Origin of the sequence: Corynebacterium sp. HMSC14B06, assembly GCF_001807075.1 — a bacterium.
In the GTDB taxonomy this organism is placed as follows: Bacteria; Actinomycetota; Actinomycetes; order Mycobacteriales; family Mycobacteriaceae; genus Corynebacterium; species Corynebacterium jeikeium_D.
In genome coordinates, this window is record NZ_KV787355.1 from 164,854 (window position 1) to 187,678 (window position 22,825).

Annotated in this window: 20 protein-coding genes; 11 read left to right on the plus strand and 9 right to left on the minus strand. The window is 56.9% G+C overall.

Annotated features, from left to right (window positions below; translation table 11 throughout):
- Window positions 1-18: 18 nt before the first annotated feature.
- From HMPREF3130_RS10995 to HMPREF3130_RS00785, 3 genes are read right to left on the minus strand one after another with little or no spacing between them, the layout of a single operon-like run.
- A complete protein-coding gene (locus HMPREF3130_RS10995) occupies window positions 19-1,407 on the minus strand; it encodes an alanine racemase (protein WP_076772194.1) in 1,389 nt (462 codons plus the stop codon).
- The gene (locus HMPREF3130_RS00780; protein ID WP_070429116.1) at window positions 1,401-2,393 is read right to left on the minus strand and encodes an ornithine cyclodeaminase; all 993 of its coding nucleotides are present in this window, start codon (window positions 2,391-2,393) and stop codon (window positions 1,401-1,403) included. The genes HMPREF3130_RS10995 and HMPREF3130_RS00780 overlap by 7 nt, the downstream gene beginning before the upstream one ends.
- Window positions 2,390-3,358 carry a TauD/TfdA family dioxygenase gene (locus HMPREF3130_RS00785; protein WP_069359687.1) on the minus strand — a complete coding sequence of 323 codons (969 nt, stop codon included), beginning with the start codon at window positions 3,356-3,358 and terminating at the stop codon, window positions 2,390-2,392. The genes HMPREF3130_RS00780 and HMPREF3130_RS00785 overlap by 4 nt, the downstream gene beginning before the upstream one ends.
- 164 nt (window positions 3,359-3,522) lie before the next feature.
- Between HMPREF3130_RS00785 and HMPREF3130_RS00790 the strand changes: the two genes are divergently transcribed.
- Genes HMPREF3130_RS00790 through HMPREF3130_RS00805 form a run of 4 tightly spaced genes read left to right on the plus strand, consistent with a single transcriptional unit; the run spans window position 3,523 to window position 8,255 of the window.
- A complete protein-coding gene (locus HMPREF3130_RS00790) occupies window positions 3,523-5,055 on the plus strand; it encodes an ABC transporter substrate-binding protein (RefSeq protein ID WP_035010183.1) in 1,533 nt (510 codons plus the stop codon).
- 1 nt (window position 5,056) lies between these two features.
- Window positions 5,057-6,004, plus strand: coding sequence for an ABC transporter permease (locus HMPREF3130_RS00795; RefSeq protein WP_070429117.1), 948 nt, complete (start codon window positions 5,057-5,059; stop codon window positions 6,002-6,004).
- Window positions 6,001-6,792: an ABC transporter permease subunit gene (locus tag HMPREF3130_RS00800; RefSeq protein ID WP_070429118.1), complete on the plus strand. Its 792-nt coding sequence runs from the start codon at window positions 6,001-6,003 to the stop codon at window positions 6,790-6,792. Before HMPREF3130_RS00795 ends, HMPREF3130_RS00800 begins: the two co-directional genes overlap by 4 nt.
- A complete protein-coding gene (locus HMPREF3130_RS00805) occupies window positions 6,789-8,255 on the plus strand; it encodes an ABC transporter ATP-binding protein (protein WP_246815083.1) in 1,467 nt (488 codons plus the stop codon). The genes HMPREF3130_RS00800 and HMPREF3130_RS00805 overlap by 4 nt, the downstream gene beginning before the upstream one ends.
- Before the next feature lie 41 nt (window positions 8,256-8,296).
- On the opposite strand, the gene HMPREF3130_RS00810 is transcribed toward HMPREF3130_RS00805, so the two are convergent.
- The 3 genes from HMPREF3130_RS00810 to HMPREF3130_RS00820 all read right to left on the minus strand — a co-directional run bounded on the left by HMPREF3130_RS00810 (window position 8,297) and on the right by HMPREF3130_RS00820 (window position 10,894).
- Window positions 8,297-9,058: a decaprenylphospho-beta-D-erythro-pentofuranosid-2-ulose 2-reductase gene (locus HMPREF3130_RS00810; protein ID WP_069359684.1), complete on the minus strand. Its 762-nt coding sequence runs from the start codon at window positions 9,056-9,058 to the stop codon at window positions 8,297-8,299.
- A 25-nt stretch (window positions 9,059-9,083) separates the two neighbouring features.
- Window positions 9,084-10,553 carry a decaprenylphosphoryl-beta-D-ribose oxidase gene (locus tag HMPREF3130_RS00815; protein WP_005510894.1) on the minus strand — a complete coding sequence of 490 codons (1,470 nt, stop codon included), beginning with the start codon at window positions 10,551-10,553 and terminating at the stop codon, window positions 9,084-9,086.
- 113 nt (window positions 10,554-10,666) lie between these two features.
- Complete coding sequence (locus HMPREF3130_RS00820) at window positions 10,667-10,894, minus strand: hypothetical protein (RefSeq protein WP_005510976.1); 228 nt, start codon at window positions 10,892-10,894, stop codon at window positions 10,667-10,669.
- A 52-nt stretch (window positions 10,895-10,946) separates the two neighbouring features.
- On the opposite strand from HMPREF3130_RS00820, the gene HMPREF3130_RS00825 reads away from it, so the two are divergent.
- The 6 genes from HMPREF3130_RS00825 to HMPREF3130_RS00850 all read left to right on the plus strand — a co-directional run bounded on the left by HMPREF3130_RS00825 (window position 10,947) and on the right by HMPREF3130_RS00850 (window position 17,673).
- The gene (locus tag HMPREF3130_RS00825; RefSeq protein ID WP_070429119.1) at window positions 10,947-11,567 is read left to right on the plus strand and encodes a hypothetical protein; all 621 of its coding nucleotides are present in this window, start codon (window positions 10,947-10,949) and stop codon (window positions 11,565-11,567) included.
- Window positions 11,568-11,618: 51 nt separating this feature from the next.
- Window positions 11,619-12,602, plus strand: a complete 984-nt coding sequence (locus HMPREF3130_RS00830) for a plasmid pRiA4b ORF-3 family protein (RefSeq protein ID WP_070429120.1) — start codon at window positions 11,619-11,621, stop codon at window positions 12,600-12,602.
- 78 nt (window positions 12,603-12,680) lie between these two features.
- On the plus strand, window positions 12,681-13,214 hold the full coding sequence (locus HMPREF3130_RS00835; RefSeq protein WP_070429121.1) for a GtrA family protein: 534 nt from the start codon (window positions 12,681-12,683) through the stop codon (window positions 13,212-13,214).
- An 18-nt stretch (window positions 13,215-13,232) separates the two neighbouring features.
- Window positions 13,233-15,155, plus strand: a complete 1,923-nt coding sequence (locus HMPREF3130_RS00840) for a glycosyltransferase (RefSeq protein WP_070429122.1) — start codon at window positions 13,233-13,235, stop codon at window positions 15,153-15,155.
- 10 nt (window positions 15,156-15,165) lie between these two features.
- Window positions 15,166-16,368 (plus strand): hypothetical protein, encoded by a 1,203-nt coding sequence (locus HMPREF3130_RS00845; RefSeq protein WP_070429123.1) that lies wholly within the window; start codon window positions 15,166-15,168, stop codon window positions 16,366-16,368.
- 174 nt (window positions 16,369-16,542) lie between these two features.
- The gene (locus HMPREF3130_RS00850; protein WP_070429124.1) at window positions 16,543-17,673 is read left to right on the plus strand and encodes a PDDEXK family nuclease; all 1,131 of its coding nucleotides are present in this window, start codon (window positions 16,543-16,545) and stop codon (window positions 17,671-17,673) included.
- 361 nt (window positions 17,674-18,034) lie between these two features.
- Here the strand turns inward: HMPREF3130_RS00850 and HMPREF3130_RS00855 are convergent, their stop codons facing one another.
- From HMPREF3130_RS00855 to HMPREF3130_RS00865, 3 genes are all read right to left on the minus strand, one after another.
- On the minus strand, window positions 18,035-19,141 hold the full coding sequence (locus tag HMPREF3130_RS00855) for a glycosyltransferase (protein ID WP_070429125.1): 1,107 nt from the start codon (window positions 19,139-19,141) through the stop codon (window positions 18,035-18,037).
- A gap of 156 nt (window positions 19,142-19,297) precedes the next feature.
- Window positions 19,298-20,080: a galactan export ABC transporter ATP-binding subunit Wzt/RfbE gene (locus HMPREF3130_RS00860; RefSeq protein ID WP_005510871.1), complete on the minus strand. Its 783-nt coding sequence runs from the start codon at window positions 20,078-20,080 to the stop codon at window positions 19,298-19,300.
- A gap of 46 nt (window positions 20,081-20,126) precedes the next feature.
- Window positions 20,127-21,095, minus strand: coding sequence for a galactan export ABC transporter permease subunit Wzm/RfbD (locus HMPREF3130_RS00865; protein ID WP_080971508.1), 969 nt, complete (start codon window positions 21,093-21,095; stop codon window positions 20,127-20,129).
- Between the two features lie 459 nt (window positions 21,096-21,554).
- Here HMPREF3130_RS00865 and HMPREF3130_RS00870 point away from each other — a divergent pair, with 459 nt between their 5' ends.
- On the plus strand, window positions 21,555-22,823 hold the full coding sequence (locus HMPREF3130_RS00870; protein ID WP_049193883.1) for an aminotransferase class V-fold PLP-dependent enzyme: 1,269 nt from the start codon (window positions 21,555-21,557) through the stop codon (window positions 22,821-22,823).
- Window positions 22,824-22,825: the final 2 nt, after the last annotated feature.

The window sequence follows — 22,825 nt, forward strand, 5'->3', positions numbered from 1 at the left end:
CTTTATTTGGCCTCTGTTCTAGCGATCTTCCGTGATGGTCATGGTGACAGGATTAAAGGCGTATTTCTGAGGAATCCGATATCCGTGGAAAGCAGACTCGTTCGAGTCCATTTGATACCCGGCTGTGTCGGGATAGACTAGGAAATCTCCAGGTCGAGGCCTGTCGGGGAGTTGAATCATTCTTTTGCTGAGATAATCGCTGTCTAAGCACGTTGATCCGGAAACTGCTGTTGCGGTAGCTACTCCCGAGTCGATAATGACTCCGTTACGCACAAGGTATGGGTCCGGATAATACTCCGAGTTGAACCATTGCTCTGAGAGGCTGAGACTAGTTCCACGTACGACAGTTACTGTCCGTGCAGCATTGGGCAATGCGTGACACGAAAGAACAGGAAAGAAACTAGCACCCGCGAACTGGCATAAAGACCGTCCAGGCTCTGCCAAAATCTTTATGTTGTGACGATGAGCGCGCTGAGCCATGGAGTCCGAGCTGCGTCGAGTGGACTCCATATCTCGACGTGTCAGTGGGCGATGTTGATTAGCTATAAACCGTAGTGAGTATTGTCCGGATAAAGGTGATCCGAACGGATATTGGTCTTTAGGTTTATCCGAATCTATGAACATTTCGTTTTTTAGTCGAGATTGTAGGTTTCGCCAGACTCCATACTCGACTGAGCTTGTGGGAAATCCACCTCCAATGGAAATAGTGTCGGCCCGTGGAGACAGGGAGCGCACCTTGAGTAGGGTGTCGATTGCCAGATGCGACATGTTTATCCTCTCGTGGAGGTCATAACCGTTGCAGTGGAAACTTAGGCCGGTAATTTCGATGTTGGCACGGCCTTGGCTAAGACGAGCGGTTAGAGACAAGGCGGTATCGATGCTCATACCAAACCGTGTGGAGGGGGTTTGGTTCGCAATCCGGAGAAGAACTCGGAGCTGATTAGGCGTATCGATTTCGTCGACAAATTGGGAAATTATTCTTGAATCTACTTCATTGGAAATAGTTAGAGTTGCATCGTGGCAAACTGCCAAATGGATAAGTTCTCGACTCGGTGTAGCACCAGTAATGATTAATTTATTTCCTGGTACACCAGCGGCCAGAGATGATTGGAACTCTTCTACGCTGGCGACATCGATTCCACTGTCAAAACCACGAAGAGCACTCAGTGCTATCTCGCGACTGAAGTGCGCGGACTTATTTGCCTTTTTGCCAAATCGAATACCGAATTTAATGCCGACTTCCTTAGCGGTTGTATGCCAGGCTGAAAGTGTTTGAGCAAATTGGTTTGGGCAAAGGACATGAAAAGGGGTGTCGGAAAGCTCAGCAATGAAGTCAAGTTTCCCTGAGCCAATCAGAGCCGTTTGCCAGCTTGGAACATCAATCTTGCATGATATGGCACTTACCACAGGGATATCTCCGTCCCGAATCCCTGCTTAAGACCTTCCTTGGCGAGGATTTGGCCGACAGCGATATCGGTTAGAACTAGTCCGCTGTTATAGCAAAACGTAGTTTCGTCAATACGAGGCAGTTTGCGCCCTTTGCGGAGCAAATCGGATAGTTCGGCATGGACATTCGGCAACCGACCATCGGTGTCAGCGTAATCGCGACCGGTAACATTCATCTGTTCGATACTCGTCGTGATGACTCTGCTCGCTTGATGACAGATATCAGGGGCGATTCCGTAGCCCACAACAACGACGGTTGCGTGCCGGGGAATATCGGATGCTGTGACAGTACAACGAGTCTCAGGTCCAGCGGCCCCGATAATGAGATCACAGTTTGAACTCACAGTTGTAGGATCGTCTACAATCTTGATTTTTATTTTTCGGCCAAGCTTCACTGCTGCTGTTGATGCAATCTTGGCGCCTTTCTCTAGTCCCACGCTGTGGCTGCCGGCGAGATAAATCGTGTTTAATGTTTCAAAGGTTTCAAGGAGAAAAGGGGCTGCGTTTTGTCCTTGGGTTCCCGAACCGATGATGAGAGCGCTCTGAGGAATTGCACCAGCATACTGTGCCAACAGCGCTGAGACTGCCGGGGTTCTGAGAGTTCCTGCCGCAGCGCCGTCGAGAAGTGCAATAGGATATCCGCTGGAATCGTCGTACAGTGTGAGGGTCGTGTAATAGCTTCTATCCCTGGCGCTTTGTTGGTGAGTTTTGCTCCAATGGGTATAGGAAGTCTTGAATCCGACGGAATTTGAAGAACGACTTCTGCCGACCATCGAGTAACTCACGCTTTCAGGTACTTCAACTTTGATTTTCCCTGGGCACAGAGTTCCTGGCTGGTCGAGCTCGATGAGAGCGGATTTCACCGACTCGAGTACGGACTCGGGTGAAATTTTTATTTGAGCTAGTTCTGATCTGCTGAGGACGGTCAGGTTAGTTCGCTGTTTCATAGGATTTCACCATCCATAAATCGGATGTGTTGGCCGTAGCCGGGTTCGTTGATTTCATTGATGGGGCGTGTGTTTTTGGTTCCCATAATGTTGATGCGTAGCATCCAGCGGTCGGTCCCGTCGTAGTTGGCTACGAAAGGTACTCGTCCGTGGGCGCATCGGTCATTGTTGATGATGACCATCTGACCTGGCTTTATAGGCACCGTATAGGTGACAGTGTGAAGAGCCTGTTGAAGCTTCTCAAATGCCTCCCACCACTGTAAGGTTCCAGAATTTTTGTCTGTGTAGGCGGGGTCAAACCGCATGCCTAAATTGCCATCAGTTTTCCAGATTGATGTCATGGCAGTAGGAGCTGCATATTCGTAATCACCGTAAGATGCATCTGGAATAATGATGGCTCCGTCCCCGGTTAGAATTTTTTTCGAATCTACATCGAGTAGATGCCATGCTTCATCGATGGGGGCCAGCGTAGTGCCGACATTTTTGGGGTTACGAAGACCAAATAAAGCGAAGTGCGTCGCGCGCCGCGGATGAAAAGCATCTTCTGTGTGCAGAGTCAATGTGGTGTTGCTGCTGGCGCCAACTTGCTGGTTCTCCTGGCTGCGGGTCGGCACCAAGTCTGTGGTGATACGGCCTTTCTGCTGTCCGAACCATCCGAATGGGCGACCGACAGCGCTAGCGATGATCGCAAGAACGAATCTCCAGGTTCGGACCTTGCCAACGCATTCCTGCCACGTGGCTGGGGTAGGTCCGTGAACTGCAGGGAAGGGAAGTCCATGGATGGAAGTGGCATGGGCAGTAGGGGAGAGCAGAATTAGTTCTTTCAGTTCCTCCAGCTCATCAGTCAAAAGATGATTGATGGCATTGTACGAGTCGGGAGAGCTAATCTTCTGTGTCGCAGCCAGTTCGTCGGCAGCTTTAACGATCCTGTGTGAGAGTTCTTGGCTCAGGTGCAAATGCTGCATGACAGAGAGATTAGGTGGGGGTAGCCTATGCTGTAAAGGGTGACCTAGGTAATTATTCTTAAAAGAATTTCGTTAGTAGGCTTGCCTAAGCTTTACTGCTGCTGTAGTTGTTAGCTATGTCTTTTCTCCTGTGGGCAGTCTTTCTTAGAGATTAAGGAACCATCATGACCAATTTTTCTCGACGCCAATTCCTCGCTGCAATGGCAGTTATTGGGACAGGCACTTTTCTGACGGCGTGTACGTCACGAGAGTCGACGGCAGGGGATGGGGCTGCCAGTGGGGATGAAGTCGAAAACGTTAATGTGCTGCGTGTTGGGGCTCTCGGGAAAGCGGCAAGCGCTCAACGAGACCCTTACCAGCTTTTGCCTAATGATTCAGATATGCTTATTAGCTCCCTGATCTGGGAGGCTCTGACGGTGCCGGGCGAGAAAGAAACTGTAGTGCCACGCCTGATGCAGGAATGGAAACAGAATAATCCGACTGAGTGGGAATTTATGATTGCCGATGGTGCTACCTTCCATGATGGTTCCTCGGTCACATCTGAAGATGTCGTGTGGTCGTTGAAGAAGATGCTTTCGGATGAGGAAAACTCATTCCGGCTTCCAGTGATGCCTGATAGCATTCGTGCTGCTGGAGCCAACGTCGTTGTGATGGAAACTGCGGAACCGAATTCACAGCTTCCGATGCTTGCGCGATTGATGACCTTCGTGATGAAGAAGGGTTCCTCTGCTGAAAAGCCCATTGGATCGGGGCCGTTCCAGCTGGTCAGTTGGGAAAATGGTTCTGCTAAGCTCAAGCGTTTCGATAACTATCACGGAACAGTAGCAGGAGTTGCTGAGGTCCATGTCATTCCATTTGAAGACTCCACCGCAATGACTAATGCGCTGTTGTCCGGGCAAATTGACTTAGCTCAAGCTGCGGGTCCTATTGCGGCCCGATCCGTCGAAGGAAATGAAGATATAAAGATTGTGCGCCGGATGAATGACTCGGTTATTCCACTAATCATGCGTACCTCAGATGGGCCTTTCTCAGATGTGAAAGTTCGTCAGGCGCTGCGCCTTGCAGTTGATCGGGAGCAAATCATCCAACGAGCTCTCTCCGGTTATGGAACCCCTGCAAACGACATTCTTGGAACGGCAGATTCGAACCTGGATTCTTCGTTAGTGCGTAAGCGTGACGTTGTGAAAGCGAAGAATCTCCTCCAAGAGGCAGATTTTGACCTTGAGAAAACGTATGACTTGTACGTTACCCCTGAGGCTCCGGGTCAAGTAGAGGCGATGAAGGTTATCGCTGATCAGGTGAAAGAAATCGGCATGACTCTCAATGTAGTGGAGCAGGATTCGGGTACTTTCTACGACGAGACATGGACCAAGGCAGACCTATATTGTGGCTATTGGGGAACTAATGATTCTGTGCTCTTCTTCGCTGGGAAGGTTCTCGACGGTGACGCGGCCTCTAATGAGACCGCATTTGATGATGCTGAATTCAACGAGATCTATGATCAGGTACTGGAAAGCACCGATACTGAGAGAATTAACCAGCTAAGCCGCCAGCTGCAGAAGATTGAGTTCGAGCGATCCGGGTATCTGGTCTGGGGTGCATCTGACGGAGTCGATATTGCGAGAGCTAATTTGAGTGGTCTGCCTAAGGCTCCAGGCTATGGTCGTGTCCTTCTTGAAACCGTCCAGAAGGCTTAGTGTGCCAGCGGAAATCGCGCGTTGGCTTATTCCTCGGCTGATAATTCGTGGAGGCTTACTTTTCGCAGTTCTCGGACTTGTTTTTGTAGCGATTGATTGGCTGCCCGGTAATGCTGCCTCCGCAATCTTGGGCGCAAACCGGACCCCGGAAGCTCTGGCAGCGCTAGAAAGAAACCTGAATCTTGATAAGCCGCTTATGGCCCGCTTCCTGAGCTGGCTGGGAAGTGCGTTTGCGGGCGACTTTGGTACTTCCGTAAACGGAGTACCGATTATTAATCTGCTGAGTTCAGCGCTGCCTGTGACGCTGGCAACAACTGGTATGGCATTTTTAGTCACTGCTGTTCTTTCGGTAGCAATCGCCATTTTTTGGGCTTCACGTGCTGAAAGACCCTGGATTTCGCACATTATTGACCGATCGACAGTGGCATTAATTGCGCTACCAGAGTTTGTCGTTGGTGTGTTTCTGGTAGCGGTATTCTCTCTCTGGCTTGGTTGGTTTCCCGCGGTCACTATCACCGCGGAAGGCTTGCCAACCCAGAGAAGTATGTACGCATTACCGGTTATGGCGCTGGTAATTCCTCAGGCGGCCTGGAATTCGAGAATGCTTTTCGCAGCGTTCGAGGATGCTTCTCACAACACTGCGGTCCGCAATGCTGAGCTAAACGGAATCGTGGGAAATCAGCTGGCACTTCGACATATCCTGCCGCTATCCGCACCGACATTTGCTACTTCAATGGCTACAACAGCAGGTGTTTTGATAGCAGGGACAGTCACAGTCGAAGCGTTATTTAACCATCCTGGAGTGGGGCTTTTGGTGTCTAATGCAGTCGCGCAACGGGATATCTCGGTGATTCTTGCCGTACTTGCTGTAACAGGGGCGATCATATTGGTGTTGCTGACTGTGGCAGATGCAATAAAAGTCGCATTCACCCCGAAGGTGCAACTATGATTCGAAGGTTTTTAGCGGGGGCCTTTATCGCCCTAGTGTTAGGCGGACCGGTCGCTGCTGGTTTGTTTGGCATTGAACTGTCGGCGCATGGCGTGCCCTTCGCTAACGGTAACGAGGAGGGTTTCCTAGGAACAGAACACCTGGGGAGAAGCGTGGGCGCTGCAGTGCTTGTCGGTGGCCGGTCCTTGGTCGTAACTGCAATTATCGTCGGTTCTTTGACCACGGCATTTGGCGCTCTATTCGGTATCTTGGGGTCGCTAAAGCCAAAACTGGGCTTCTTTATTGAAGCAGTGGCGGATGTCACCATCTTGGTGCCCGCAGTAATTCTTTTGCTTTTAACCGCAGTCTTGTATCCCAATGGTGGGCTACCAGCGCTTATTGGTGTTTCAGTTGTGGTGGGTACGCCTTATGCTGCCCGTGTGGTCGCCGCCGCCACCTATCCCGTTGCTAACGCTGGTTATGTTCAGGCTGCGCTGGGCAGTGGCGTATCGACCGTCTCGATAATCTTGCGGGACATCATTCCCAATATTTCCGCAGTACTTCGTTCGGTATGGAGTCTTCGCATTATCGAAGCGCTGTATGTGCTGGCTACGGCGAGCTTCCTTGGGGTCGGGAGAAGCCTCGGTGAGTTTGCATGGTCAGCGATGGTGCGGGATAACGCGAGTGGAATATCACTGAACCCCTGGTCAGTACTTGCACCAGCCGCCGCGTTGGCAGCGACATCGATTGCTGTAGTGGCCCTGATTAATGGGAGGCAGAAGGAACCGAAGGATGTGCCGAGCTCGTGATTGATGTAGATATTTCCGTGATGCAAAGCGGGCACGTTATCCTACCCCGCACAGTGCTCACTGCCCGAGCGGGTGAGATTACGGTTTTAACTGGGGTGAGCGGCTCCGGGAAGACCTCACTTTTAAAGGCATTGATTGGTGCGGTACCGGAGAGATCGGAAGTAATTGGTGGGGTTTCTGTCGAGTCCAGTGAGTGGCGAGATGTAAACCCGCTGGAGCTTCCATCATGTGAATTAGCTCATTTTCGCCGTGAGCACATTGCTTTCGTAGGACAGGATCCGGGCGCCGAGTTGCCACCATTGATGTCAGTAGCCCGGATGCTCCGGGAGCTAGCTCCAGCGGCCGACGTTGCAGCGTTGCTGCAGCGTGTAGATCTTCCAGCCAGCATTGCTTCCCGACGTATTCACCAGCTTTCTGGTGGACAGCAGCGACGGGTGGCACTGGCTCGGGCACTATCGCGTTCGCCTGAAGCCATCGCTCTTGATGAGCCCTTCGCCGGCCTTGACTCCGATACTTCGACGGTAATCGCTCATCTGCTAAGAGGCATCGCGGATAGTGGCGTTACGGTCATTTTCACCGCCCACCAGGTTCCTAAGCTTGCGATTTGCATTGACTCGGTCGTGGCTGTCGGGAATGGAACGGAAAAAAGCGATTCGATCACCCAGCGCGTGGAACGCCAGAGTGTAGAGACGACTTCTGGCCACAGCCCGCGTTCAGTAACGAAAGGCATCCAGGTCACAGAACTCTCCAAAGCCTCGATTGGTGAATCTATGCCGGGGGCGGGGGCAGGGGCGGGCGCGTCTCCAGTCTTAAGAGTTTCCAACCTGAGCTGCGTGAATAATGAACGCGTGACTCTTTTTCAGGGCCTCTCTTTCGCTGTACAGCGTGGCACTATGGTTGGGGTCAAGGGACCGTCGGGAAGCGGAAAGTCGACACTACTTCGGTGCCTAATCGGGCTAAACCACGCAGAGTCGGGTGAGATTGAATGTGCTGGTGTAACTCGTGAAGCTAAGCGTACATGGCCACGGAAGAATCGTTTGATGATGCAGATAGTTCCGCAGGATCCTGCCTCTACGTTGAACCCGAAAATGACCGCACTCGATGCCGTAGCGCGTGCAGCCCGGGTGTCGGTAAGGGGACGCCGTGACGCACGCCGAGCGGCAATAGATTTGCTCGATAAAGTCGGTATCGATAAGCAGCTCGCACAGCGTAAGCCAAGTGGACTCTCTGGAGGGCAGAGGCAGCGTGTTGCAATCGCACGTGCTCTAGCCGTGCGCCCAAAGCTCCTGCTCTGCGATGAAATTACCTCGGCGCTTGATTATCAAGCAGCGACCAAAGTGATGAACGTTCTGCAAGAACTCAACAGCGAGGGAATGGGCATAGTTCTAGTCAGTCACGATGATGAGCTGCTGCAATCGTATTGCTCCACGGTTATCCCAATTGGAACTGCAGCTGTGGGTTGAGACCAAAGCCCTGCTATTCGGGCCTTGGTCCCCTCCAGACCTTAAATAGGCAGCTTCTTGAAGATCGGGCGCGGAATGTGCTTCAGCACCATCATCACCAGCTGGAATGCTGGCGGAGCCCAGACCAGGGTCTTGCCGGCCTCGACGGACTTCACCGCGAGCTTGGCGACATCTTCCTTATTCACAGTCAGTGGCGCCTCGTCCACGTCAGCGGACATACGGGTACGGACCTGGCCCGGGCGGATAACCAGGGTCTTGACGCCGTACTCCTCCAGGGCCTCACCCAGGTTCAGGTAGAAACCATCCAGGCCGGCCTTGGTGGAACCGTAGACAAAGTTGGAGCGACGTACGCGCTCACCAGCAACGGAGGACATGGCAATGAACTGGCCGTGGCCCTGCGCCTTGAACTTCTGACCAACCAGAACACCCATCGACATCGCACCGGTGTAGTTGATGTTCGCAGCCAGGACCGCCTTGCGCTGGTTCTGCCAGAGCTCCTCGGCGTCGCCAAGCATGCCGAACGCGACGATGCAGATATCCACGTCGCCGTCAGCAAATGCCTTCTCGACGACCTCCGGGTGGGAGTCGAAGTCCGTTGCGTCGAAGTCGAGGGTGACCACCTCGGAAGCACCGGCGGCCTTCATCTTCTCAGCGGAGGCCTCGCGCAGCGGATCGTTCGGCAGGGAAGCCAGGATGACCTTGGCCGGGCCCTTCTTCAGGAACTCGGCGGTAATAGCCAGGCCGATTTCACTGGTGCCGCCGAGCAGCAGGATGGACTGGGCAGCGCCTACAGCATTAATCATTGGGGCTTAAATCCTCTCGGTTCTTTTAGTGCAGTTCCAGTCGACGCGACATGTCAGAGGCGAAGACACCGTGCGGGTCGATCTCGTTGCGGGTGTCCAGCCAGCTCTGCATCTCGGGGTACATCTGGTGGAAGTTAGCGGCGGAAGTGCGCGACTCCTTGGCCAGGTAGAGGCGGCCGCCGAACTCCATGACGCGACGGTCGAGGTCGTCCAGGAACTGGCCGAGACCCGGCTTAATCGGGAAGTCCACGCAGACGTTCCAACCCGGCATCGGGTAAGACAGCGGAGCGCGATTACCCTCGCCGAACAGCTTGAACACATTCAGCGCCGAGTAGTGGCCGGAGCGCTGGATATCGCGGACAATCTCCTTGAACGGCTCGACGGCCTCGCGCGGAACAACGAACTGGTACTGCAGGAAGCCCTTGGAGCCATAGCCACGGTTCCACTCACCGATGAGATCCAGCGGCTGGTAGAACTGCGTGAGGTTCTGCACCTGGTTCCGGTAGGTACCGGACTTCAGCCACCACAGCTCACCAATGCTGATCATGGTCAGCTTGTTCATGGTGAAGGACGGGAAGATATCCGGCACGGTCACCAGCTGCGGAGCGTTGAACTTCAGCGGGTCCTTGGCCAGCTTCGGGGCGTATTCCTCCAGCTGAGCCAGGGTTGCCAGCGAACCGCGGGAGATTGCGGCGCGTCCCAGCTTCGGCTCCGGCGAGATGGCATCGAACCATGCGGAGGAGTAAGTGAAGTTTTCCTCGGAGCCATCGGAGTGGAACTCGATGGTCTCGTCCAGAGTGTGGGTCATGTCGCCATCGGCGATGAAGTAGGCCGTCTCGGTCTTGGTCATCTTGATCCGGGCGCGGACAATAATGCCGGTCAGGCCCATGCCGCCGACAGTTGCCCAGAACAGCTTGCCGTCCGGATCATCTGCGGAGCCCTCCGGCTCGAGGTGCAGGATACGGCCATCAGCGACCAGCAGCTCCATCGACAGCACATGGTTGCCGAAAGAACCTGCGGAGTGGTGGTTCTTACCGTGAATATCCGGACCAATGGCACCACCGATGGTGACCTGGCGAGTACCCGGCAGTACCGGCACCCACAGGCCGTAGGGCAGCGCGGCCTTCATCAGCTGATCCAGTGTGACACCGCCGTCGACATCAACAATCGCCGACTCCTGGTCAATGGAGTGGATCTTGTTGAGCTTCTGCATGTCGATGACCAGACCGCCCGAATTCTGGGCGGGGTCGCCGTAAGAGCGGCCCATACCGCGGGCAATTACACCACGGCGCAGGTGGGCAGGCTTGTCGGAGTTCTGGTCTGCGACAGCCTTGACGGCGTTAACAATTTCATCCAAGTCCGGCGTCGACAGCACCTGGGACTTAGCGGGGGCGGTACGACCCCAACCGGTCAGGGTCCTGGCTTCTGTGTGTACGGCTCCGTAGGCACCGTTCGAAGCATCGGTGCTGGACTTGCCGTTAGTGTTAGTGGACATCAAGGCTAGGCTACCCCTTTGCACTGGCTCCGTCGCCCGTGACGCTCCGAGGTGTTGGTCACGCTTGAGGCTGCGCACGGGCCGTCGGAAAGCGAACGAAATGTACGGAGAGGCTATAGATCCATAATTTTTCGGATCTCTTCCGGCAGCATTTCCTGCGAAGTAATTTGCGGGCCGTCGTAAGCCTCGAGTGCGCGGTAGACCTGTGCGCGTTCCTTGCTGTCGAGGATGGGCAGTTCCTCGGCGAACAGCATGACCATCTGGTTCGACAGCGGGGTGTTGGTGTACTCGGCGGCCATGTTGATGGTTTCGCGCGGCTTCTTCTTGAAAAAGTCGAACATGCGATAAAGGCTACCCCGCTTCGAATCCGTCACTCGCGATACCATCAACCTCATGACATCCACGCCCGCTGCTACTCCGCAGACCCTTGCCGTATGTAGTTTCACATCGCCCGTTGTCATTTGGCATGTGGAGCTCTCGCCGTCCTTTGCAGGCGAGAGGTTGTCGGGTGCATGGCTGGTGGATCCGCTTGACGACGGAGCCCTGGAGACCGCCACCAATCTGCTCACCGGTTGCTTTGTTGCGACTGTGACCGCGGGCGATGGTGACGGTGACGCTTCAGCTGAGAGTGCTGAGGGGGCTGAGGGGGCGGACCTGCTATCGCAGGCGATTGAGCAGGCGGGGGCCACGGTGGTGGACCTGCCAGCATCGGTGGCCGGCATTCGTGACCACATCGGACAGCTGCGCGCCGCCGCGAAGGAAGAGAAAGCCAAGCCCGGCAAGGGAAATCTGACGGCGCCGCGGTTTCCCAAGGTCAACGACGTGGAGGTCATTGATTTTCCGCATGTGGGCGAAAAAGTCGCAGGACCGGTGCTGGGGCTTGCTCGCGGGGTAGAAGAGCTGGTAGCGCAGTGGATGGCTGTGGAGTCGCAGCGTCTGCGCCGCAAGTACTTGGCAGAGCCGTGGGGTGCGGAGCCGCGCCAGATTCCGCTGGTAAAAACGCGCGCATTGTAGCGAGTTTTTGCTATCCAGGCCACCTTGTTTTTCCTGCGTACGCTGTGAAGTATGGCAGCACAGACCGATAACGTAGTCGCCTTCCCAGGCGTTCGCGTGGCCACGGAACCGGCCACGCTCATTATCGGTGCCTCTTTAGAGGAAGAACCGTGCAGTGCCCACCGCGTCTTCGGGGTCAATGACCAGATGGATCTGCGAAGCCTGTCCCGCGTGTTAGCGGTCATCTTTGGGTGGGGCGACGAAAGCGTGCCGACGAAGTTCCATTTGCCCGGCTCTGCGGTGGAGTCTGTGGCGCAGCTGGTGACTGGCGGCAGACCCGCAGCGGGCGAAGTCGTCGATGTTCCCTTATCCACCACAGTTGCCGAGGTGCTGCAAAGTCCCGGCGATACCCTTATCTGGCAGTGGGGCCTGTGGGAACATACCTTGCAGGTCAGAGAAGCTTTTGCCCGCGATGAGGCCACACCGGATGCCCTGTGCATCGGTGGCTCGGGTGCTATCCGCGCACTGGGGGATGTGGACGCGGAGGAGCCGGTAGATATTGCCGCAATCAATAGGGAATTGACCGGACGGGACTCTATTCAAAATACGTTGGCCACCGCTCGTGCCGATGTCGTGGACATCATCGAGAGGTCGGGGGTGTTTGAATTCGTGCCCCTGTTACAGGCTCTGGACCTGCAGAGGTCGGAATCAACCGCGCTGGAATTGACCGGGGAGGCGGGGGAGAGCGTCGTCAAGCGATTGCGTGCATTGCCTATAGAGGACGCCGAGAAAGACCCAGCCGGGCACGATGCGGCGTTGGTGGAGCTGCTATGTTTGGCGGCGCTGACCTCGGATGAGCTGCGGCATGATGTGGCGGCGCATGTCATGGAGCGCCTCGGTTGGGAGAGCGACGAGGGCATCCCGCTATCCGGCGAGGATGTGGAGGAATTGGCGGCGGCTAGCTGGGCGGAGATGAGTGCGTTGGGCCTAGCTGGGGAGGATGTGCTCTCGCCGGTGGAGCGGCTGGATCTGCTGCGTGAGGCGCTGCGGCGTTAGTTCGTTTCTCCTCTTTATTGCCTCCTCATGCTCGCGCTGGCTGTTTGTTAGCTGGCCGGTGGCCTAGAATTTCTAGGCGTGTCAGCGAATGAAACAGCAAATGAAAACCCGAACCGTGAAAACGGCAAGCTCGGAAACGGCTCCCACGAAAATGGCTTTGTCGTAGAGGACTCGGCCGCAGTGCCGATGGCGACGGAGACCAAGGACGAGCACGGTCTGAAAGTGCAGATGATGCGCTTTATTATCTCCGGCGTTATTGCGGCGGTGGTGGACTTCGGCCTGACGTTCATCATGCTCAACGTCTTCGGGGCGACCAACTTCTGGGGCAAGACGGTCGGCTGGGTTTTCGGCACGATTACGGCGTACATCATCAACAGCCGCTGGACCTTCAAGTCGAAGTCCTCGGCGAAGAAGGTGCTGGCAGTTGCGGTGCTGTACCTGATTACTTACGCCACCCAGGTCGGTATCTTCAACGTGTTACAGCCCTGGCTCGTCGAATCCTGGGACTGGAACGCGCAGTGGGCACAGTTCGGCGCATTCGTCGTCGCGCAGGGCGTTGCGACGGTAATTAACTTCATCATTCAGCGTGTATTCATCTTCCGTGTGAAATAGCGCGATACGCTGGGGGACGTGACTTCGACTGCTTCTAATAAGGAATCCACTCAGCTGACCGCCGAAACCGATGTTGACATGCTGACTATTCAGCGCGTGCTGTTTGCTCCGCCCGCAGACTGGGTGGAGCCGGATTTGTACTACCGAGTCGAAGGCGTTGGCGCCTACGACAGCTCGGTGCAGGCCACCCGTAACTCGATCACGCTCGGTCGCCACACCGTGGTGCGCACTGACACCTACTTCGGTCGCTTCCGAGCTTCTTACTGGCAGCGCTGGACCTCAATTAAGCAGGTCGAAATCCGTGCGCGCGTGGTCGGTTCCGCGCGTGTGCTGGCCTACACCGAAGATATTGGGGGCCACCTCCGCTTGGAGGACTCCTGGGCAGCGGGCGGCTCGGATGCCGACGGCAACTGGACCGGTGAGCACTCGCCGATGTCAGGTTCTGCCAATGAAGAGGTGCGTCTGACCGTCCCGCTGGACCGCTTCGCCGATGGCGGTGCCATTCACCTGCGCTTCGACACCGAGGACGCAGGCGCAAAGATTTCCGATGTCCGCTATGTTGTGCCCAAGTCGGCTATCAAGCGCGATATTCCGACTGACCTGGTCATTTGTTCCTACAACCGACCGGTTGACTGTGCTCGAACCGTCGCCACGCTGGCTGAGGACCTGCCAGCCCTTGAGCGCGTTCGCACCATCCGCGTCGTTGACCAGGGCGAACAGCACCCGGCCGACGAAGCCGACTTCATCCAGGCCAAGGAGATCCTCGGCGAGCGCCTGAACGTTGTCCACCAGCCGAACCTCGGCGGCGCCGGCGGTTTCTCCCGCGGCATGCGCGACGCCACCGCTGCGGGCGACTGCATGGTTCTGCTTACCGACGACGACATCCGCCCCGAGCCCGAAACCACCCTGCGCCTATCCGCCCTGGCCGTATGCGCGGAAAAGCCGATGCTGCTCGGTGCGCAGATGCTCTTCCTGTTCAACCCGACCAGCCTCTTCCGCACCGGCGAGACCTACAACTGGAAGGCGCTGACGGTCGAGGAGAACGACCCCAAGTTCGGTTACGCCGACGTGGACGTGCGCAAGTACCACCAGCTGCGTCGCCTGGGCGTTGACTACAACGCCTGGTGGACCTGCCTGGTGCCGTCCGAGGTCATTAAGAAGATTGGCCTGGCGCTGCCGCTGTTCTTCCAGTACGACGACATCGACTACGGTTTCCGCGCCGCCAAGGCCGGCTACCCGACTGACACCATTCCGGGCGCCGCCGTCTGGCACGCCGATTTCTACTGGAAGGACATCGAAAACGCCGCCCAGTACTTCGGCCTGCGCAACTCCCTCATCGCCGCCACCATTCACGGCGATGTCACCGCAAAGGACATGGTCAACGTCGCTTCACGACGAATCCTCTCGAACCTGGTCTCCATGCGCTACGGCCTGGCCTGGACGCAGATGGAAGCTGTTCGTGACCTGCTGCGTGGCCCGGAGGTGCTGAAGAACGCATCGCAGGGCGACTTCGCTCGCATTTCTGCTGGTCGAAAGAACTTCCCGGAGACCGAGCTGCTGCCGATGCACGAGATGCCGGGTGGTCTGACTCCGGTTCGCCCGCCGTCACACGAGATTTCCAGCGAAAACAAGACGATGGCAAAGCGTTTGGCTTATACGCAGATGGGTAAGAAGCGCCCTGGTCCGGTGGCTGTGGCCTTCGAGGACTCCTTCTGGTGGCACATTTCCACGTTCGACGATGTCTGGGTCACCGATGCCTCCCAGAACGGAGTGCGTCACCTGGTCCGCGACCTGGATAAGGAAAAGTCCATGCGCGCCGAGACCATCAGCCTCATGCGCGAACTGTCCTCCAAGTGGGACGACCTTGCGAAGCAGTGGCGTGCCGCCGTGCCGGAGCTGACCAGCGAAGACAACTGGGAAAAGTTCTTCCAGGGCGAGTAGTTCTTCAATCATGACCACGCACACACCCACGCCTTCGACTAGCTCAGGTGGCAAAACCCGCAAGCAGCTCATCGCCATTTTGGTGCTATTGGTGCTGATTATCCTGTTGCTGGCTCTGTTCCTTTTCCTCCAGGTTTCTGGGGATCGAGGTGGCGATTCGGCGGCTGCCGAGGGCAGTGCGTCGTCGTCAAGCGAAAATGGCGATGCGCAGGTGCAGGCGCAGGCGGAGAAGGCCGTCGTAGTGTACAAGCAGGTGCTGGCGAACCCGGCGCCACTGCAGACTTTTGTCGGAGAAGTTAGCCCCGGTGGGGCGATGAAATATGCGCTCGTGCATCTTGATGATGGGTGCGTGCCCGAGCTGGTGCTGAACTATGGCACAAGTGCGATGAGCGCCGAAATTGATGCGATTGGTGTCTACGGCGTTGACGAGAATGGTCAGGAAATTCAGTTTCAGAATTCCTACCATGACGGCGTGACTTCTGTGGGCGGTGTACGTCGCGCTCTTCAGCGAGCTACTGGTCAGCCGGGTATGTTCTCGTTTTCTGCAGAGAGGATGGGGCGCGATCAGGAAGATTTGCTGGTGACGCGCCAGGGCAATGAGCTGGTGGAAACGCCTGCGAATCCGGGTGCCGGGGAGTTCGAACAGTTTAACTGGATTCCGGTTGACAACCTGGATGTCGTCGAGGCCATTGCTGCTGGTAATGACTGCGCGCCGGGCTCGGGCTCGAATGGTACTGGCGCTGATGGTGGTAACGGTGGCAACGGTGGCCCGAATCCGACGGCGGGGCAGCAGGCTTCGGGGTCGGGTTCGAACTCGGACTCGGGCTCGGGTTCGCAGTCTGGGGCTTCGGGTTCTAGTTCGCAGGGGTCGAGCAACGGAACCAGCGGCCAGCAGACCGTGACCGGTACTGTGAAGGTTTTCCAGAATCGAGCCGAGGTTCTCGCTTATCAGCAGCGTGAGGATCCCAACCCCCATACTGCCGACGATCGACAATTTGCGATTCTGGTTCTCGACCAGCCAACTGAAGTGACAGCAAAGCTTGCAGGAAGTAATGAATCTGAGACACGCACTATTGACCATGTCGTGATTAACCCAAGTCTCCACAGCGACGGGGAAAGGGTAACGATTAGCTTCTCAGCTGACGAGAAGTACTGGCCGTCAGACACCGGCATTCCGTTCGGTCTCGCAGTTGAGGACGGCGCCAAGTACTAAGTAAGCGACAGCTGGGTGTCCGCAGCTAGTTATCCACAGCCGCCAAATTGTCCACAGAAACGGGCAATTCGGCGGCTTTTCTGCTGCCAATTTCCGCGGGGTCGACCATAACTAAAGGCACTAATTCCAATGCGTGAATTCCTGTAGCCCACCTCGGGGAGCGTGCCTAAACCAATGCCTAACTGGACTTACGATTCCGATGGCCTCATCCACGCGGCTTCGCAGAAACAAATCAAGCATCCTTGTGAATATGTCAGTGCCAAGTCAGAGCTGGATAATCTGCACGGGCACGTCGGAAGCGCAAATATTCGAGATGGATCCCTGCTCAGACTGGCGTACGGCACATACATCGAGTGCTCTCGCTGGAATGCGCTGTCAGCATTCGAACGTTTTCAACTGCAGATAAAGGCACTGGTCAAGCCAGGTTCCGGGACAATCATTACGGGTGAAGCAGCCGCTGCGTTGCATGGCATCCCGTTGCTTGTTCGAAATGCCACAATCGCGCTTGCCAATTCCGGCCTGCGCCGACCTGGCGGCGGATTGCGCCATGTCGGTGACAGAATCCTCGAACAAGACATCGTTCGCATTGGTGGGCGCTGCGTTACCGATGTGCCGAAAACCGTCATCGATATCTGCCGCACCGCCGAGTCCGAAAACGGGCCAGTCATCGTTGACACCGCACTGCGACAGTGGTGTGACCTCGAAGAACTGCACACCGTCCTCACAAATTACCCACGTTCGCCGGGTCCCCGCCGCGCCCGCGAGCTACTTCGAACTGCCAGCGCACACAGCGAAACCATCGGTGAGTCAATCACAAAGAAATGCATAATCGACTCAGGAATTGCCACGCTTTACGACGAAAAATGCGTGCTCATGCAGCAAGTCGAGTTCTATGACAGTGAAGGATTCATTGGGCGCGTCGATTTTTATGTGCCTCATCTGAATTTGATCATTGAGTTCGATGGGCTGACTAAGTATTCCGGTGGCGGGGTAGCAGCTACGGAGACTGTGCTTCTGAAAGAGCAAGCTCGCGAGAAGCGTCTGCGAAACCTCCACTTAGATGTACTCCGCTTCCAATGGTCACAGGTCATTAATGGGGACTGCGTGGAGGTCTTGCGACAGTTCGCTATTCGGCAGAGGCAGCGCATTCAGGCAGGTGGGTTGGTATTTTCGTCCGAAGTTGGGCGTTTTCGTCAAGCCACTGTCCCGTATAAAGATCGGCAGCTCCGTGAGTCCAGAATCCAGGAGCGTAAGCAGCGTTTGCAGCTTCTGGAAAATGCACCGGCCTCGCGCGACTCAGGCTAAGTTCAGCTGCTGACCTATTGCAATTGTGCTGACTTATGGCCAACTTTCCGCCACTTGTCGATGACTTTTCAGGACTTATGGCCACGCTGTTGGCCTGGCCCGCGCACTTATCGTAGGACTATTCACTTATGCGCAGGCTGTAGCGCATCGATGAGTGAATACCTCATCGATATGTCAGTGGAGGAGAAGGGAACCAGGGGTTAGGTAACACTTTTGCGCACTGAGCACTCGAAATGCGGACTACACGACCCGGGCGAGATCAAATATGCAGGCCAGCGCCACAGCCTCAGCCCCACCAGCCTCATCAGCCTCAGCGCTTGCCCGAACCCACCAGCCCCACCAGCCGCAACGCCAGCCCGAACTACTTCGACTTCGGATCGAAGCGCTCGAAGTTCTCCGCGCGGCCCTGTTTCAGTAGCTTGAACCAGCGGTAGAAGCCGCGGACATCGCGACGCTGGACCAGGAAGAACCAGCCGAAGCGCAGGAACTCCTGTGGCATGAGCTTGCGCATGCCGGGCTGGCTCATCAGGTAGCCGCGGTTGCGGTAGGTGAAGTAGCGCTTGAAGTCATTGGTCGGGTACTGCGTGTGCATCTTGCCGCCGAGAATGGGCACAAATTCACCCGAGCCGGAGGGGTGCAGGTAGGCCGTCGTCAAGCATGTGCCGAACCGGAGGCCGGAGCGGACTAGGCGGCGGTGGAATTCGACCTCGTCGCCGCGGATGAATAGGCGGTAGTCGGGAACGCCGAGCTGTTCCAGCGAGCGGGCGCTAAACAGCGCGCCGTTGAACAGGGATGCGATGCCGGGCAGGAGATCGTGGTTGCCGTCGATGGTCTCGAGGTCGCTAGGCAGTTCGAGCCCGGTAGCAGCCTTCTGATCTGCGAAATTGGTGAACCACTTCGTGCCCTCGGAGTCGCGTACTTCCGGGAGTTTGGGGTTGATGCCGCTTTCGAAAAGCTCCTCGCGATGACGGCGCCACACCAGCCCGCGGCGCAGGGGGAATGCCAGCTTGTTCGGGGCCTTAATGTCGCAGACCACCGGCGAGACAGCGTCGAGCTGGTGACGTCGCGCGCAGCTGTGCAGCGCCTTCAGCACGTAGGAGTCCTCCGGGCGCCCGTCATCATCGGCGCACCAAATCCACTCCGCGCCCAGCGACAGCGCAGTCAGCATACCCAGTGCGAAACCACCAGCGCCGCCCAGGTTCGTCTTGGAGCCGACGTAGTGAATCTCCGGCGCCGATCCGCTTTCCGACGACTGCTGCGCCGCCACCTGCTCGGCGAGTTCCTTGACCTTCGGGTCGTTGCCGTTGTCGACGATGATGAGCCACTTCGGCATGTGGGTCTGGCTGGCAACGATGGGAAGCGATTGACGCAGGTCCTCGATGCGGTTGTGAGTCACCACGATTGCGGCCGTTGCTGCTTCATCGTGCTTTGGGTGGTCAGCCGAGTTTTCGCTCACTTCGTTCTCCATCGGGGGAAGTACCGTTTATTACTGTTTTTATTGCTGTCTATCTTGCCATGTTGCTCCGGGTGGGCAATTCCAAGCATCCGTGCCGCCCCGCTAGTCGCCCGCCAGCCGCCCGCTCGGCCACGATGGGGAACCGCGCCCGGACTCCCGGCGAAGCTGCTACCGTCGCTGCGCGAGCACGCGGCGCACCTGGTCGGCGGCCTCTTTACCTTCGTAGGCTTCGACCACTTCGTCGACAAGCCCTGCCTGTCGAACCGTACCGTGATCAATCCACAGCGCCGTGTCGCACAGCTGCGCCAGGAACTCATTTGAGTGCGACGCAAACACCAGCAGACCGGAGCGGTCGACCAATTCGGTCAACTTCGTCCGGGCCTTCGCCATGAATGCGGCGTCGACGGCTCCGATGCCTTCGTCGAGAAGCAAAATCTCCGGCTCAATGGACGTGACCACGCCGAGCGCCAGTCGCACGCGCATACCGGTGGAGTAGGTGCGCAGTGGCATGTGCAGGTAGTCGCCGAGTTCGGTGAACTCTGCGATTTCGTCGAGCTTGGATTTCATCTGCTTGCGCGTCTGCCCCAGGAACAGACCGCGGATGATGATGTTTTCCAGACCTGAGATCTCCGGGTCCATGCCGACACCGAGGTCGAACACCGGAGCCACACGGCCGCGCACATCGGCGGCACCGCGCGTGGGCTCATAGATGCCCGACAGCAGTCGCAGCAGCGTGGACTTACCCGCGCCGTTGTGACCTACCAGGCCGACGCGGTCGCCCTCACGCAGGTGGATGTTGATGTCCTTCAGCGCCTCAATAACCACGACGTTGGAGTCATTGCGGCCAATCGCACCACCCGCGGCGCCGAGGAACGCCTTCTTCATCGACCGCGATTTGGCGTCGAAAATGGGGAAGTCAACGCACGCGTTGTAAGTATCAATGCTGACCATGCTTATCCCTTGCTAGTTCTATTCGCTTTACGACGGCCCTTGCGGCCTAAACCCAGTAGCTCACGCGGGAGCGCCACAGGCGCATAGCCCCGAGTGCCAGCAGCAGGCCGACTGCGGTGCAGGCGAGGACAATCCACCAGTGGTAGGTATCCACCGGCTCGCCGGTTAGCGGGGCACGGATGATTTCCAGGTAGTGGAACAGCGGGTTGATCTCTGCGATGCGTGCGCGTTCGGCGACGGCACCGCCCTGTTCCTCCAGCGTCTTGGTGGTCCACACAATCGGAGTCATGTAAAACACCAGCTGAATTAGGGAATCCAGCAGTGGTGCCACGTCGCGGTAGCGCGTAGCGATGATGCCGAAGAACATCGTCACCCACACACCGTTGACCACCAGCAGTGCCATCGCTGGGATGACTAGGAAGAAGTTCCAGCCCAAATCCGGACGGAAGACCAGCACGAGAATCAGCCAAATCACCATGTTGTGGGCCAGGAAAAGCAACTGACGCCACACCAGCCTGTAGACGTGAACACTCAGCGCACTGGGCAGCTGTTTGATGAGGCCTTCGTTTTCAATGAAGACGGTTGCGCCCTCGCGCACGCAGCCGGAGATGAATCCCCAGATGATCAGGCCAACGGTCACGTGTGGCAGGAAGAACGCCAGCTCCTGCTGGAACAGCAGCGAGTACAGCAGGCCGAGAGCGAGGGCCATGGCGCCGGTGGCAATGGTGATCCACAGTGGGCCAAGTGTGGAGCGGCGGTAGCGCTGCTTGATGTCCTGCCAGCCCAGCTGCAGCCACAGCTCGCGCTGGCCGAAGCCGATAGCTAGATCCCGCCAGGCAGCGCCCATGGTGCGGGAACGCGACTTGAAAGCCGGTGCCTCGCCTGTTGCGTCAGTTATGCGCGCAATGTTGCGACGGAGAGTTTCCTCCGTGCGGATAGCGGAGCCATTGCGCACAGTATTGGCCGGCTGGTCGGCTGCAGCTGCGGATTGGCGATCATTTTCTGCGTTAGTCACGTCTCCAAACTACTAGCTAGGGCGGTTTAGATTGAATACCGACGGCACCGGGCGAGCCATTATTCCACGTCGTGACGGCGAACAACCGTCGCGTGGGGTGGTCGTCCTTGGTGGTGACGTGGTGCTTCTGAGGCTGTTTCCACGGTTGGTTATGTGACCCTGGAAAACTTACATACAATCGCCGCTGTAACTGCTTTATGGCATGCAGCTGGTGCATATGGTTCACGCATCGGGAGTGCTTGCGCATGGCTACAGGCAAGAAAAGTTCGTCCAATTTTAAGCAACTACTAAAAAGGGATAAAGATTATCCTATAGGGGGTTGCTTCGATAGAATTGGTTCCAACTAAGATGTGCAATCGATACACGGTTCGGGGCATGGATGCTCGATTCGTGGGTGATTGCACAGTTAACTCTGAAATAGATATCGCAGCTTGAATTCGAAACCGGGAAAGGGTTTTCATGGCCTTCGATGTGCCGACAACCAGGGGTGCTTACTCGTCGCTTTCCGACGGGTGGACATACCTCAATGCGGGTCAACGCACCCAGGTACCCGAGCGTGTCCAGGCCGCGATGATTTCTGCATTTCGCAATGCCCAGAAGTCCCTTCCTGGTGAGACTGGGGCGGGGGCTCATGGCCAGTCGCGCAGCTCGGGCGTTCCCGCTGCAGCGGAGCTAACCGCCAGTGCGCGCCGGGCTTTTGCCGACCTCACTGGCGGCCCGGTCGCCGGCGTGGTGTTGGGATCTTCGCGTGAGGTGCTCATGGAGCAGTTCACGTCCGCAATGAGTCGACGCTTGACGCTCGGCTCTAACCTGGTGATTTCTCGCATTGGTTCGCAAGTTGTACACGCACCACTACGCCGGGCAGCCAATCTCTACGGAGCTCAAGTCCGCATTGCTGAGGCTGACTTGTCCTCGGGTACGTTGCCGTCCTGGCAGTTCGACGAGCTCGTAGACGAGCACACTCGCCTCGTTGTCGTCCCGGCCGCGGATCCGTTCATTGGCACCATTGCCCCGGTAGCTGACATTTCTCGGCGGGTGCATGAGTACTCCAACGCCTGGGTTTTGGTTGATGCCTCGGATATTGTCGCCTACCGCGATGTGTCGATGAGCAAGCTGGGCGCCGACATCATGCTGGTTGATGCCTCCGTGCTGGGCGGACCTGAGGTCGCAGCATTGGTGTTCAAGGATCCCGAGATGTTCGAGCGCATGACGTCGTTAAGCTATGTGCCGAATGTGCGCGGCGTCGAGCGGATCGAGGTTTCCCCGGTGTCGCCGGCATTGCTCGGCGGAGTGTCGGAATCGGTGCTGCACCTGGCATCGCTGGATAGCACGGCGAGGGGGTCACGTAGGCATCGCATTGAAACGGCGATGCCGCAGGTTTCTCGCTACTTGACGACGTTGTCGGAACGCCTGATTGCGGCGTTGATGACCCTGCCGCGGGTGTACATCATCGGCATGGATACCGAAGATGATTCTTTCGCGAGTGTGTCGCGGGCACAGCACATTCCGCGCGTTAGCTTCCTCGTCGATGGGGTGTCGGCGAAGGTAGTCGTGGACAGGCTGCTGGATAATGGTCTCGTGACCAGCATTGTTGATGCATATGAATCACCACTGCTGGAGGCCATGGGCATCGATGAGGCTGGAGGCGCCGTGGGAGTCGGCCTCCAGCCGTTCAATACGCCGCACGACATTGACCAGCTCGTGCGCGCAGTTGCCTCGCTCGGTTAGCT